Raw genomic sequence first — 12,612 nt, forward strand, 5'->3', positions numbered from 1 at the left:
CACCTGCCTCACGTCAATCCCCCAGCCGATTGCTCCAGCCCAGTTTGCTGCGCAGGACTTCGTAGAAGTTATGACCGAGGGGATGCACAAGTTGCACCCGCTGGGGCTTGCGCCTCACCACCAATATGTCGTCCGGCTTGGCCACGGCGCGTGTCTGACCATCACAGCTGATATGGGGGTAGGTCTGGTTGGTCTCGCCGATGTGCACGTGGATTTCGCTTGCGGCATCGATGACGATGGGCCGGCTGGACAAGGTATGGGGAAACATCGGCACCAATTCGATCACGTCCAGCTTGGGATGCATGATCGAGCCGCCCCCGGAAAGCGCGTAGGCGGTGGAGCCGGTGGGCGTGGCCATGATCAGGCCATCACTACGCTGACTGCAGACGAACTGCTTGTCGATGAACAGTTCGAATTCGATCATGCGAACTGCCTTGCCCGGGTGCAATACCACCTCGTTCAAGGCATCCCCGCTGCCCACCAAAGTGCCGTCGCGATAGAGTTCGGCATCGAGCAGGAAACGCTCCTCGACCTCGAACTGGCCATCCAGTACCTGGCCGACCCGCTCCTCGAGTTCGTCGGGGGAGATATCGGTGAGAAAGCCCAGCCGCCCGCGATTGACGCCCAGCATCAGGGTGCCGCTGTGACACAGCGTGCGGGCGGCACCGAGCAGACTGCCATCGCCTCCCACCACGACGACGAGGTCACAGAGTTCGCCGAGGGTACGCCGGCTGGCTTCGGGGTGGCCATGGTCGAGCAGCACGGTGGCGGTGCGGTCTTCGACGATGACATGGAGGCCACGCTCATCGAGAAAGCGCAGCAGGCGCTTGAGGGTCTCGACCACCTTGGTGCTACCCAGGCGGCCGATCAGACCGATGTTCTTGAACCCCTCGTGCTCTTTTTGCATGCCCTGGCCTCTCGGATCATCGGCGCTCATTATGGAGGCTGGGGTCAGGGCGGGCAAACACGCCTTAGACAGCGGCGACCGCCTGACGGCGCAGCCACCATTCGTTGAGCACCAGCGAACCCACGATGATCGCGCCGCCCAGTGCCAGCCGCACCAGGTCGGCATCGCGGTTCCAGATCACCAGGTTGACCGCGAGCCCGGCGGGGATCAGGGCGTTATTCATGATCGCCAACGCCCCGGCATCGACCCGGGTGGCGCCCAGGTTCCAGAAGAAATAGCCGAGGCCCGAAGCCACCAGGCCCAGCCAGGCCAGCACGGCCCAATGAACCCCCGTGGAGGGCAGCGCCGCGGCGTTACCGAGCAGGGCAAAGGCCGGCAGCACCACGACCAGGGCACCGAGGTAGAACCAGGCAAAGACGCTGTGTCGCGGCAGCTCGGCAGGCAGTGCCACGGAGAGGCGGCGATAGCCCACCTGGCCCAGCGCGAAGCAGAAGTTCGCCCCCTGTACCACCAGGAAACCCAGCCAGAAGCCGCTGTCGATACCGTCGTAGCGGATCACCGCCGCGCCCAGCACCGCCAGGGCGGCGGTGAGCAGGTAGAACGGTGTGAAGCGTCCGAACAGGGCATCGTCGAGCAGCGTGACGTAGAACGGTGTGAAGATGGTGAAGAGCAGGACTTCAGGTACCGACAGCAGCAGGAACGACTGATAGAAGAAGATATACATGATGCCCAACTGCACGGCACCCAGCCCCATCAGGGCCAGCCGCTGGCGCCCCACCAGCAGTCTCGGCCGCAGGAAGGGCAGGAACACCAGCGCGGCCAGGCCGACACGCATCAGCACCGCGAAATAGCTGTCCACCTGCCCGGCCAGGTAAACGCCGATCAGCGAGAACGAGAAGGCCCAGAGCGCGGTGACGCCGATGAGATAGCCCACGGTTAACCTCTTTGACTGTTTGAGTTGACGGGGGATTATACTGCCATCCCGCGGGGCATCAATGCGACTCTTGCCACCGAGACTCATTCACCGGGGGTCACCGAACGGGCTGACCCGAGCGAAGCGAGCGACTCATCTGCAGCGGCTTCGCCACGCTCGCGCCGCGTGGTGGCGAAGTACTCCTCCAGGCGGGCATCAGCTTCGTCGCCGAACAGGATCGTACAGGCCTCACGCAAGCCCGGGGATCGACGCATTGCCTCCTCATGCACCACCAGGGCGATCTTGGAGCGCCGCCGCAGGAAATCCTCCAGCCGTGTGATCATTTCGCGCCGCTTGGCATAGCGCAGTTCACAACGCAGGTACTCGGTGCCCTCGATCAACACCTCGGCCTGGAGCGGATCCTCGCGAATCTCCTCGAGCATCTCCAGCGCATGGGTACCGTAGCGCCGCCACAATCGGGTCGAAAGCGGCTCGGAGGCGTCGCTCGCTGTCATGGCGTCAAGTCGCATCAGCTTCGCCTGATGCAGGAACTCGCGGCGCACCTGATCGGGCGGCTCGCCGTACCAGCGATGCTTCGGATAGGGCACCTCGAGCCCCATGCTACCGACCGCGGCGACGATCTCCTCGCCCACGTTGAGACAGTCGGTGAGCTTGCCACCGAAGATGCTCAGGTGGGCATCGCGCTGATTGACGTCGATGGCATGCTTGCGCGAGAGCTGTAGGAAGTCGCGTTCACCGCTGCCTTCGGCCTTGACCGCCAGAGGCCGCACGCCGCAGCGGATGGAGATGATGTCCTCCTTGCCCAGCGGCTTGTCGAGTTCGAGGCGCTTGTTGATATTGTCGAGCACGAAGCGAATGTCCTCTTCGGACGCCACCACCTCGGGCCGTTCGACCCGGGTGTCGGTGGTACCGATGCAGGTCCGCGGCCCCATGGGAATCACGAAGAACAGCCGACCATCGTCGGCAAAGAATGCCAGCACGCGCTGACTGTCGGTCAGCCGCGGCACGATCAGGTGAATGCCCTTGGAGTAGAGGTGGCGATGATCCGTGGCCTGACCGGTGAGGCTGTTGTGCTCATCGACCCAGGGACCGGCAGCATTGATCAGCACCCTGGAGCGTACCTCCAGTTCCCGCCCGCTGATGACGTCGCGGGCTCGCGTAATCCAGCCCGCTCCTTCCCGGCGCGCTCCCAGCGACTCCACGTAGTTGACTGCCACTGCGCCGTAGTTGAGCGCACCGCGCACGAAGTTGAAGACGAAACGAGCGTCGTTGTCGTACAGGTAGGCATCGGAGTACTCGAAGCCACCGATGGCGTTGCGTGTGTCGATGATCGCTTCGCTGTCGCGAATCGCCGTCGGTGAGAGAAAACGCGGAATACGCGTAAAGCCGTTGCCGATCAACCAGTAGAGCCAGGCGCCGGCCCAGAGGTAGCGCGGGTGATAGCGAAATCCTCGCGTGATGGTGGTCAGGAATCGGATCTCCTGAACCGTGGCGGGATAGCTCTTGATCAAGTGGTTACGGCTCATGCAGAGCTTGCGTACCAGGGCGAAGTCGCGGCTCTCCATGTACTTGATACCGCCCCACACCAGGTTGGACGAGTGCATGCTGGTGCTGCCGGCGAAATCACCACGCTCGATCAGCGCGACCCGTACCCCCTTGCCGGCCAGAGCCGCCGCCGCGGAGGCGCCGTTGATGCCGCCCCCCACGATCAGTACGTCGAAATCCCCGTTATCCAACTTATTGATATTACTGCTACGCAGTTCCATGTGCGGACCTTTTGAAGCAAAAGCCCCATTCGGCGAGCGCCGAACGGGGCAAGGATGACCCGGACGGGCTACCGGAACACGGTGATGGTGTCTGGGCCCGGCGCAACGCGCCGGGCAACTTGGCTCGTCGGGTACGGCCCGACGCTTGCCTCAGCGTGTACCGGCAGCCATCCACTCCTCCATCATCTGGTCATAAGGCACGGTGGTACCCTGCGGCATCTCGTCATCGAGCTTGGCCTTGGGTGAGCCTTCCTGCGACAGCCAGTACTCCGGGTCGCGCTCATCGTTGAGCATCGGCGGGTAGGCCTCGAACACGTTGGCCCGCGCCAGGCGCGCCATGATGTTGTCCAGCGCACCGGCCAGGTTGTCGAGGGCCTCCTGGGGCGTGACCTCACCGCTGACGGCCGGGGCCAGGTTCTGCCACCACAGCGGCGCCATGCGCGGGTAGTCAGGTACGTTGGTGCTCGACGGCGTCCAGTTGGACTCGTTGGGGCTGCGGTAGAACTCGACCAGGCCACCCAGCTTCGGCGCCAGTTCGGTCATCTGGTCGGAGAAGATGTCGGACTCGCGGATCGGTGTCAGGCCGGCCATCAGCTTCTCCAGCGAAACCGTCTTGGCGGTGGCGAACTGGGCGAACAGCCAGGCCGCGGTGCGCCTGTCCTCCGGCGTGGAGTCGAAGAACGTCCAGGAACCCACGTCCTGGTAGCCGACCTTCATGCCCTCCTCCCAGTACGGCCCGGTGGGCGACGGCGCCATGCGCCACATGGGGTTGCCGTCGTCATCGGTGACCGGCAGGCTGGGGTCGGTCATGTCGGCGGTGAAGGCGGTGTACCAGAAGATCTGCTGGGCGATGTTGCCCTGGGCGGGTACCGGGCCTGCCTCGCCGAAGGTCATGCCCTGGGCCTCGGGCGGCGCGTACTTGTCCAGCCACTCGACCATCTTGGTCACGGCGAACACCGAGGCCGGCGAGTTGGTCGCCCCGCCGCGGCTGACGCTGGCGCCTACCGGACGGCTCTCTTCGTCGACGCGAATCCCCCAGTCGTCCACCGGGTTGCCGAACGGCACGCCGGGGCTGCCCATGCCGGCCATGGAGAGCCAGGAGTCGTGGAAGCGCCAGCCCAGCGACGGGTCGCGGCGGCCATAGTCCATGTGGCCGTAGACCCGCTGGCCGTCGATCTCTCCGACGTGTTCGGTGAAGAACTCGGCAATGTCTTCGTAGGCGGTCCAGTTGGTCGGCACGCCCAGGTCGTAGCCGTAGATCTCGCGGAACTGCTCCTGCAGGTCCTCGCGCTGGAACCAGTCGTAGCGGAACCAGTAGAGGTTGGCGAACTGCTGGTCGGGCAACTGGTAGATGCTGCCGTCCGGCCCGGTGGTGTACTGCAGGCCGATGAAGTCGTCGAGATCCAGGGTCGGCAGCGTATAGTCGGCCCATTCGTTCTCCATCGCCTGGGACAGGTTGATGGTGGAGCCGTAGCGAATGTGCGTGCCGATGGCGTCCGAGTCGTTGACGTAGCCGTCGTAGATGTTGCGCCCCGTCTGCATCTGGGTCTGCATGTTGTCCACCACATCGCCCTCACCGATGATGTTGTGGGTGACCCGGATACCGGTGAGTTCCTCGAACGCCGGAGCCAGCACGTCGCGCTCCCAGACGTGGGTGGTAAGACCCTCGGCAACGGTATTGATCTCCATGCCGCGGAACTGCTCGGCGGCCTGGGCGAACCACAGCAGCTCCTCGATCTGCTCCTCACGCGATAGCGTGGAATTCTGGAAATGCTGGTCGACCAGCCGTTCGGCGATCGCGCGGGCATCGTCGGATTGGGCGTGCAGCACGGTCGACGCAAGCAGCAGGCTGCCTGCGATGGCCGTCAGTTGGATCCTTTTATTCTTCATGTTGACCTCGTTCTGCGTGTGGTTGTCATCCATGACTCGGTTATCGTCCGTAGTGCCTTGGTTCAGCCCCAGCGCATCAGCACCAGTAACCAGAGGACGGAAGCCCCCAGGGCAAACCAAATCGAGAGTTCGGTGAAGCCGACCACGGCCAGGTGGATATAGGCCGCGGAGAGCAGTCCGATGAAGAGCCGGTCGCCGCGGGTGGTGGCGATCGGCAGAAAGCCACGCCGCTCCACCGTGGGAGACGCCAGCTCCCAGGCCGTCATGCCGAGCAGGATCGCAGCAATGACGGAGAAGAAGATTGCCGTAGGTAACGTCCAGACCATCCATTCCATCGTGGTTCCCTCCCCTTCAGGTCCGACCCAGGGCGAAGCCCTTGGCGATGTGGTTGCGCACGAAGTAGACCACCACGATGCCCGGAATGATGGTCAATACACCGGCGGCGGCCAGCGTGCCCCAGTCGATGCCCGATGCCGTCGAGGTCCGCGTCATGATCGAGGCGATGGGCTGGGCCTTGGTGGCGGTCAGGGTGCGGGAGAGCAGCAGCTCGACCCACGAGAACATGAACAGGAAGAACAGCGTCACGCCGATCCCCGAGCGGATCATCGGCAGGAAGATAGTGACGAAGAAGCGCGGGAAGCTGTAGCCGTCGATGTAGGCGGTTTCGTCGACCTCCTTGGGTACACTGCTCATGAAACCCTCGAGGATCCATACCGCCAGCGGGATATTGAACAGGCAGTGAGCCAGCGCCACGGCGATGTGGGTATCGAACAGGCCCACCGAGTAGTAGAGCTGGAAATAGGGCAGCAGGAACACTGCCGGCGGCGCCATCAGGTTGGTCAGCAGCCAGAAGAAAAGATGCTTGTCGCCGATGAACTTGAAGCGGCTGAAGGCATAGGCGGCGGGCAGCGCCACCGAAATGCTGATCAGCATGTTCATCAGCACGTAGGCCAGCGAGTTGACGTAGCCCATGTACCAGTTGGCGTCGGTGAAGATACCCACGTAGTTGCCCAAGGTGAAGTTCTGCGGCCAGAACGAGAAGGAGCCGAGAATCTCGCTGTTGGTCTGGAACGACAGGTTGAGCAGCCAGTAGATCGGCAGCATTACGAAGACCAGATAGAGCCCGAGCAGCGTGCGGCGACGCCAGCGAATGGTGGCGGAGCGTGCCCGCTTGCGGCGCTTGGCGGCGCTTTCGGCAGCCTGCTGGCGTACGCTTTCGGGCGTGGTCGGTACGGAGCGGGTCATGTCAGGCTCCCCCCTGATTGGCATTGTCTTTCTGCATATTCATGATCGCGGTGTAGAAGACCCAGCAGACCAGCAGGATGATGAGAAAGTAGATCAGCGAGAATGCCGCCGAGGGCCCCAGATCCTGTTGGCCGATGGCCATGGTGGTCAGCGACTGGCTGAGGAAAGTGGTGGAACTGCCCGGCCCGCCACCGGTGAGCACGAACGGCTCGGCGTAAATCATGAAGGAGTGCATGAAGCGCAGCAGTACGCCGATCACCAGTACATTGGTGAGCTTGGGCAACTGGATGTAGCGGAACACCGCCCACTTCGAGGCCCGGTCGATGCGCGCCGCCTGATAGTAGGCATCGGGAATCGAGCGCAGGCCGCTGTAGCACAGCAACGCAATCAGCGGCGTCCAGTGCCATACGTCCATGAGGATGATGGTGGCCCAGGCATCGGTGGGGTTGCGGGTAATATTGTAGGCGTAGCCCAGCTCACGGATGCCCACCCCCATCAGGCCGATGTCGCCGCGGGTGAAGAGCTGCCAGATGCTGCCCACCACGTTCCACGGAATCAGCAGCGGCAGCGTGATCAGGATCAGCACCGCCGAGGCCTGCCAGCCGCGCTTGGGCATCAGCAGTGCAATGCCTATGCCCAGCGGCACCTCGATCGCCAGGATGGTGAACGAGAAGGCGAACTGGCGCAGCAGTGCGGCCTGTAGCGCCCGGTCGTTGAGCATGGTCTCGAACCACTCAGTGCCGGTGAAGAAGCGCGTATTGGCATCGAACACGTCCTGCACCGAGTAGTTGACCACCGTCATCAGAGGCACGATGGCGGAGAACGCCACCAGCAGCAACATGGGCAGGATCAGGAACCACGCCCGGTTGTTGTAGACCTTGTTCATTACCCCACCTCCACGCGGAACTCGTCGATGTAAAGGTTCAACCACGCCTCGGGGAAGCGCACGAACGCCTGGCGCTCCGGCATTGGCTGGTCCTCTTCCAGGCGGGCGCGGAACGCCACGCCGGCAAACGAAAACGACACGATGCGGTAGGTGCCGAGATCCTGAACGTTGTCGATCTCGATGGGATAGGCGTCTGCAGTGGAAGCGGCCAGGATCTCGACGAACTCGGGCCGGATGCCCAACTTGATGTTGCGTGAGCGAGCCTGACGGATCGCACTCAGCAGCGCAGGCGGCAGGGTCAGGTCGACGGTCCCGGCGCGCGCTCTCCCATCGTCGGTTCGCGCCACCTCGACGAAGTTCATTCCAGGACTGCCGATGAAGTAGCCGACGAAGGTGTGGGCCGGGGCCTCGAACAACTCGCGCGGTGTGCCGAACTGCACCACCTGGCCTTCGTACATCACGGCGATCTTGTCGGCGAAGGTCGAGGCCTCGAGCTGATCGTGGGTCACGTAAATCATGGTGATATTGAAGCGCTCGTGGATCTCCTTGAGCTTGCGCCTGAGCCTCCACTTGAGCTGGGGATCGATCACCGTGAGCGGCTCGTCGAAGAGAATCGCCGAGACGTCGTCGCGTACCAGCCCGCGACCCATGGAGACCTTCTGCTTCTCGTCGGCGGTGAGGTTGCGTGCCTTGCGCCTGAGCAACGAGGTGAGATCGAGAATATCGGCCACTTCGGCCACGCGCTCGCGTACCTTGGCTTCGGAAGTACCTACGTTGCGCAGCGGAAAGGCCAGGTTGTCGAACACGGTCATGGTGTCGTAGACCACCGGGAACTGGAACACCTGTGCGATGTTGCGCTCCTCCGGCGGCAGCTCGTTCATCACCTGATCGTCGAATAGCACTTGCCCATCCGAGGGCGTGAGCAGACCGGAGATGATGTTGAGCAGCGTCGACTTGCCGCAGCCGGACGGCCCCAGCAATGCATAGGCGCCGCCCTGCTGCCAGACGTGTTCCATTTCACGAATGGCGTAGTCCTCGGGGCTCGCAGGGTTCGGCGAATAGCTGTGCGCCAGCGATTTGAGAGTGATCTGGGCCATCAGTGCGCTCCTGGCCGTGCCGGGATGTGCACGACGTCGCCATGCCGATCGAAGGCATAGATCTTGTGGGTCGGCAGGTAGACCTTGATAGGCTGGTCCACGCCGAATTCATGCACCCCGGCCAGGTGCAGCACCAGATGGAAGAGGTCGTTACGTACGTGCAGAAAGGTCTCCGAACCGCTGATCTCGGCGATATCGACCGTTACCTCCAGCTCGAGGTCATCTGCCGCCTGACGCTCGAGCCCGATGTGCGAAGCACGCACGCCGAGCTGATACTGGCCCGGTGACAGGCTGGCTAGATCGCGATTGAGCGGGAAATGCACGTTACGATCGAAGGTCACTTCGGAACCCGTGACGATTGCCGGCATCACGTTGATCGGCGGCTCCGAGAACATCTCGGCGGCCAGCACGTCGCGTGGACGATGGTAGACGTCCTCGGTGGGACCGTACTGCAGCAGGCGCCCCTCGTGGAGTACCGCGGTATGACCGCCCAGTGCCAGTGCCTCGTTGGGCTCGGTGGTGGCATAGACGGCAATGCAGTTGCGCGCCTTGAACAGTTCACGCAGCTCCTCGCGGAATTCCTCGCGCAGCTTGTAGTCGAGATTGACCAACGGCTCGTCGAACAGGATCAGATCGGCATCCTTGACCAGTGCCCGGCCCATGGCGGTGCGCTGCTGCTGGCCGCCGGAAAGTTCCGCCGGATAGCGATCGAGCAGGTGCTCGATATGCAACATGCTGGCCGTTTCCTGAACCCGCTGGCGTATCTCCTCCTTCGGCACCCGCGCCAGCTTGAGCGGCGAAGCGATGTTGTCGTAGACGGTGAGGCCCGGGTAATTGATGAACTGCTGGTAGACCATCGAGACGTTGCGCTTGCGTACCGACCTGCGCGTCACGTCCTCGCCATGCATCAGCACCCTGCCGCGCGTAGGCGGCTCGAGGCCGGCCATGATGCGCATCAGCGTCGTCTTGCCGGCCAGGGTTCGCCCCAGCAGGACATTGAAGGAGCCGGGCGCCAACTCGAGGTTGACCCCCTCGATATGGGTGGCTCCGTTGACCACATGGTCGATGTTTTCAAGTATCAGAGACATGCTGAACTCTTTGTCATCGTTATTGAGTCGTTGTGTGAACCGGCGCGTGAGCGTTACGAACTAGCCGGCCAGCGGTAAGGCGCGCGTCGGCACCGGTCAGGTGCTGCCGGTCAGTCGCCAGATCAGGTAGCTGTCGATGGTGCCGAAAGCCAGCTCGCCACGCTCGGCCCGTTGACGAGCCCCACTAACGTTGTCGAGTATCCAGGCCAGTTTGGTGGCAGAGAAATAGCGGTCGAGGAGCAGCCCGGTGCGCGCTCGTACGGCCTGGGTGAACTCCTGCTTAGCGATGGTCAGCGGCTGCAGCGAACCATCGAAGAGCAGCGCGCGCGAACTGGTCGTGCCTTGGTCGATGGAGAGTAGGTAAGACATGAGCCTCGCCCTGTTATTCTTGTCGGGTCGTAGACATTGAGGTCATGAAAGCGAACAACCGATCGACACCAATGTTCGTTTTCAAACAGAAATTCACCCCAAATGTTCGATTTACGATAGCGAGACTAGCGCAGAGGCTAAGAGCGAGCAATGATCGCGTTCGATCAATCGCTTATACTATAGTCTAGTTTCGAAGAAAAACGGCTTGATACGGCGCTTGCGCGTTACTGAAGCACATTCCAGCCCCACGCTTTCGTTTCCCATGAAACTGTTCGCTTCCGAAGACGGCTTGCTCAGCCCAACCGGCGCAGCAACCATGACCAAGCGTAGAGGCAACCTGGCACCCACCCCAGCAGCGTCAGGACCAGACTGACGATCACTCGCCGAGCTCCCCCTTGGGCGAGGCCAACGGCCAGGGGAGGCAGCAGCACGGCCAGCGCCTTGTAGGAGAGGCGCAGTGCCGTAGACTCCTGCCATGCCGGCGGCGAAGATGCTGGCTCCCGCGTACCGCTGATGGCTGGATCGGCTTCGGCCGGTGGTACGTATTCCTGTACCGCTGCGTTCGCCTCACGCTCCGCTTGAGCGAACTCCTGAGCCTGACGGTGCGCCTCGTGGTCGATCTTCTGGTCGATGGTTTCGGCACCTTCGGCCAACTCCTCGTGATAGCGCTCCCAGTCTTCCCAATCATACGGAGTGCCGGCGCGAGGCTGGTGCCCACCCGCCTGGCGCGCACGCTCCCACGCCTTCTCTTCCAGGGTATTGGGGCGCTCCTCGTCCCGGCTTCTATCGAGGCCTTTTCTTGCCAGGTATTCGCGCGCATCCATAACCGCCTCCTGCACTCGTCATGGCACCAGATTCACTGGGCCTGCCTTTCAAGCTAGACCAAGTCCTGCTGACTTGGAGCCGATCCGTCCTGGCCATGTTCCGTCGCCAGTCTTTACCTCATTCATGTCGGGGAACCGAGCGTTGGCCAGGTGTTGAAGACTTTCCTTATATCCAGGTCGACTCGGCTATGCTGAAAGTGTCCCGCCAAGAGCGTCCGGAACAAGGAGATGCGCCATGCTCAACAGGGCCCCCACCATCGTTCGCGAGATCATGTCCCGGGATTGCTACCGGGTCACTGGCAACACGTCGATCACCACCCTGGCCAAAGGCCTGGCTTTGCACCGTCTGCCTGGCGCACCGGTCGTCGATGACCACGATCACCTGATCGGCTTCATCTCCGAGCAGGACGTGCTGGGCAAGCTGCTCCAGAGCGCCTACCTGAATGACGAAGCTCCGCTGGTAAAGGAGCTGATGCGCAACGAGGTCTTGTCCGTTTCGCCCACCAAGAGCATCACCGACCTGGCCCAGGAGATGCTCGGCCAGAAACCCAAGGTCTACCCGGTGACCGAACAAGGCCGCCTGTGCGGCATCGTGACTCGTCGCGACGTGCTGACCGCCATTCTGCGCATGCGGCACAACTGAAACTGACCGGGGCCCTGCTGCCTGCCAGGTAGCAGGGCGAGACATCCTTGCTCGAGAACCGAACGAGCCCTGCCGAAGCAGGGCTCGTTCGCACCGTGGGCGCTTGCCACAGGCAGCACAAAAAAAACCGCCCATGATGGAGGTCATGGGCGGCAAGATCGAAACTGCGAGCCAGAACAACAGTGTTAGCGACTGCCATCGCGCTGTTGCCTGTATCAGATATGACAGCAGCAAGCAAAAAAGTTCGCCACTGTTCGATAATTTTTTTCTTCTCTTCTCCTGGCGCTACTTCCCGGGGCACGGCCAAGAGCGCGAGGCGCAGCATGCCAGGCCAGCAAAACAAGCACTTATCGGGCAGAAAAAGGGAAAATCACGAGACAGCTTGCAAAGCCCAAGCCCTTGGTTTTACTATCGAAACGCTTTGCGGGTGTAGCTCAATGGTAGAGCAGAAGCTTCCCAAGCTTAAGACGAGGGTTCGATTCCCTTCACCCGCTCCAGTTCTCGCAGCAAACCGATGCACCAGGCGGCTGCAGATCGCCGACCCGCTCGTCTCTCCCAGCGTGGCTTTCGCATGGCACTCTTCCTGCTCATTTTCGCCGTCTGTCTATTCGTCATTGGCGGCATGGTGCTGATTCTGATGTTCTCGCGTACGCCGCGCTATCGCACCGAGCCGGAGCAACTGCTGAAGCTGTTCGACAAGGCGTTGGCCAACCAGGTGGGAGAAACCGAGTGGAACGTCGTGATCAATTATCCGATTCGTCATGATGACTACCTTGATGGCGTGCGACGCCGTGCCCAGCGCCTGATGCAGGAACATGGACGCCCCTGGCAGGTGGCCCAGGGCAAGCCGCTGCTCGACAAGACCGGCCGTGAGGAGCTGGCCGCCCTGCGCAGCCACCTGGCTTCCCACCAGCGCCTGCGGGAACGGCAACGCAACCAGCCGTAGCGTTGGTCAGGCGTCGA

13 protein-coding genes, 1 tRNA gene and 1 pseudogene are annotated in these 12,612 nt (G+C 62.3%); 4 read left to right on the forward strand and 11 right to left on the reverse strand.

Annotated elements, in window-relative coordinates; genetic code table 11:
* Positions 1 to 13: 13 nt before the first annotated feature.
* The 11 genes and pseudogenes from ACUY1T_RS04990 to ACUY1T_RS05040 form a co-directional block, all read right to left on the reverse strand.
* Positions 14 to 907, reverse strand: a complete 894-nt coding sequence (locus ACUY1T_RS04990; protein ID WP_446020607.1) for an NAD(+) kinase — start codon at positions 905 to 907, stop codon at positions 14 to 16.
* Positions 908 to 971: 64 nt separating this feature from the next.
* Positions 972 to 1,841 carry an EamA family transporter gene (locus ACUY1T_RS04995; RefSeq protein WP_446020609.1) on the reverse strand — a complete coding sequence of 290 codons (870 nt, stop codon included), beginning with the start codon at positions 1,839 to 1,841 and terminating at the stop codon, positions 972 to 974.
* 83 nt (positions 1,842 to 1,924) lie between these two features.
* Positions 1,925 to 3,607: a glycerol-3-phosphate dehydrogenase/oxidase gene (locus ACUY1T_RS05000; RefSeq protein WP_446020611.1), complete on the reverse strand. Its 1,683-nt coding sequence runs from the start codon at positions 3,605 to 3,607 to the stop codon at positions 1,925 to 1,927.
* Between the two features lie 150 nt (positions 3,608 to 3,757).
* Entirely contained in the window at positions 3,758 to 5,497 is a 1,740-nt protein-coding gene (locus ACUY1T_RS05005; RefSeq protein ID WP_446020613.1) for an ABC transporter substrate-binding protein, read from the reverse strand.
* 62 nt (positions 5,498 to 5,559) lie between these two features.
* Positions 5,560 to 5,832, reverse strand: coding sequence for a DUF2160 domain-containing protein (locus ACUY1T_RS05010; RefSeq protein WP_446020614.1), 273 nt, complete (start codon positions 5,830 to 5,832; stop codon positions 5,560 to 5,562).
* Between the two features lie 16 nt (positions 5,833 to 5,848).
* On the reverse strand, positions 5,849 to 6,742 hold the full coding sequence (locus tag ACUY1T_RS05015; protein ID WP_446020615.1) for a carbohydrate ABC transporter permease: 894 nt from the start codon (positions 6,740 to 6,742) through the stop codon (positions 5,849 to 5,851).
* Position 6,743: 1 nt separating this feature from the next.
* On the reverse strand, positions 6,744 to 7,628 hold the full coding sequence (locus tag ACUY1T_RS05020) for a carbohydrate ABC transporter permease (RefSeq protein WP_446020617.1): 885 nt from the start codon (positions 7,626 to 7,628) through the stop codon (positions 6,744 to 6,746).
* Complete coding sequence (locus ACUY1T_RS05025; protein WP_446020618.1) at positions 7,628 to 8,725, reverse strand: ABC transporter ATP-binding protein; 1,098 nt, start codon at positions 8,723 to 8,725, stop codon at positions 7,628 to 7,630. The genes ACUY1T_RS05020 and ACUY1T_RS05025 overlap by 1 nt, the downstream gene beginning before the upstream one ends.
* Entirely contained in the window at positions 8,725 to 9,813 is a 1,089-nt protein-coding gene (locus ACUY1T_RS05030) for an ABC transporter ATP-binding protein (protein WP_446020620.1), read from the reverse strand. Before ACUY1T_RS05030 ends, ACUY1T_RS05025 begins: the two co-directional genes overlap by 1 nt.
* 105 nt (positions 9,814 to 9,918) lie before the next feature.
* Positions 9,919 to 10,182, reverse strand: a pseudogene (locus tag ACUY1T_RS05035) (FGGY family carbohydrate kinase); the annotation flags it as partial.
* A gap of 293 nt (positions 10,183 to 10,475) precedes the next feature.
* Positions 10,476 to 11,006, reverse strand: coding sequence for a YqaE/Pmp3 family membrane protein (locus ACUY1T_RS05040; protein ID WP_446020622.1), 531 nt, complete (start codon positions 11,004 to 11,006; stop codon positions 10,476 to 10,478).
* A 235-nt stretch (positions 11,007 to 11,241) separates the two neighbouring features.
* On the opposite strand from ACUY1T_RS05040, the gene ACUY1T_RS05045 reads away from it, so the two are divergent.
* From ACUY1T_RS05045 to ACUY1T_RS05060, 4 genes are all read left to right on the forward strand, one after another.
* A complete protein-coding gene (locus ACUY1T_RS05045; RefSeq protein ID WP_446020624.1) occupies positions 11,242 to 11,649 on the forward strand; it encodes a CBS domain-containing protein in 408 nt (135 codons plus the stop codon).
* A gap of 145 nt (positions 11,650 to 11,794) precedes the next feature.
* Positions 11,795 to 12,082 carry a hypothetical protein gene (locus ACUY1T_RS05050; protein ID WP_446020625.1) on the forward strand — a complete coding sequence of 96 codons (288 nt, stop codon included), beginning with the start codon at positions 11,795 to 11,797 and terminating at the stop codon, positions 12,080 to 12,082.
* Positions 12,073 to 12,146 (forward strand) — tRNA-Gly (locus ACUY1T_RS05055). The genes ACUY1T_RS05050 and ACUY1T_RS05055 overlap by 10 nt, the downstream gene beginning before the upstream one ends.
* Before the next feature lie 74 nt (positions 12,147 to 12,220).
* The gene (locus tag ACUY1T_RS05060; RefSeq protein ID WP_446020627.1) at positions 12,221 to 12,595 is read left to right on the forward strand and encodes a hypothetical protein; all 375 of its coding nucleotides are present in this window, start codon (positions 12,221 to 12,223) and stop codon (positions 12,593 to 12,595) included.
* Positions 12,596 to 12,612 lie beyond the last annotated feature (17 nt).

This window comes from Billgrantia sp. Q4P2 (assembly GCF_052806135.1).

Excerpts from the sequence above, each read along its gene's own strand:
- ACUY1T_RS04990 (WP_446020607.1), bottom strand. The coding sequence starts at position 907 with ATGCAAAAAGAGCACGAGGGGTTCAAGAACATCGGTCTGATCGGCCGC.
- ACUY1T_RS05000 (WP_446020611.1), bottom strand. The coding sequence starts at position 3,607 with ATGGAACTGCGTAGCAGTAATATCAATAAGTTGGATAACGGGGATTTC.
- ACUY1T_RS05005 (WP_446020613.1), bottom strand. The coding sequence starts at position 5,497 with ATGAAGAATAAAAGGATCCAACTGACGGCCATCGCAGGCAGCCTGCTG.
- ACUY1T_RS05010 (WP_446020614.1), bottom strand. The coding sequence starts at position 5,832 with ATGGAATGGATGGTCTGGACGTTACCTACGGCAATCTTCTTCTCCGTC.
- ACUY1T_RS05015 (WP_446020615.1), bottom strand. The coding sequence starts at position 6,742 with ATGACCCGCTCCGTACCGACCACGCCCGAAAGCGTACGCCAGCAGGCT.
- ACUY1T_RS05020 (WP_446020617.1), bottom strand. The coding sequence starts at position 7,628 with ATGAACAAGGTCTACAACAACCGGGCGTGGTTCCTGATCCTGCCCATG.
- ACUY1T_RS05025 (WP_446020618.1), bottom strand. The coding sequence starts at position 8,725 with ATGGCCCAGATCACTCTCAAATCGCTGGCGCACAGCTATTCGCCGAAC.
- ACUY1T_RS05030 (WP_446020620.1), bottom strand. The coding sequence starts at position 9,813 with ATGTCTCTGATACTTGAAAACATCGACCATGTGGTCAACGGAGCCACC.
- ACUY1T_RS05040 (WP_446020622.1), bottom strand. The coding sequence starts at position 11,006 with ATGGATGCGCGCGAATACCTGGCAAGAAAAGGCCTCGATAGAAGCCGG.
- ACUY1T_RS05045 (WP_446020624.1), top strand. The coding sequence starts at position 11,242 with ATGCTCAACAGGGCCCCCACCATCGTTCGCGAGATCATGTCCCGGGAT.
- ACUY1T_RS05050 (WP_446020625.1), top strand. The coding sequence starts at position 11,795 with ATGGGCGGCAAGATCGAAACTGCGAGCCAGAACAACAGTGTTAGCGAC.
- ACUY1T_RS05060 (WP_446020627.1), top strand. The coding sequence starts at position 12,221 with ATGGCACTCTTCCTGCTCATTTTCGCCGTCTGTCTATTCGTCATTGGC.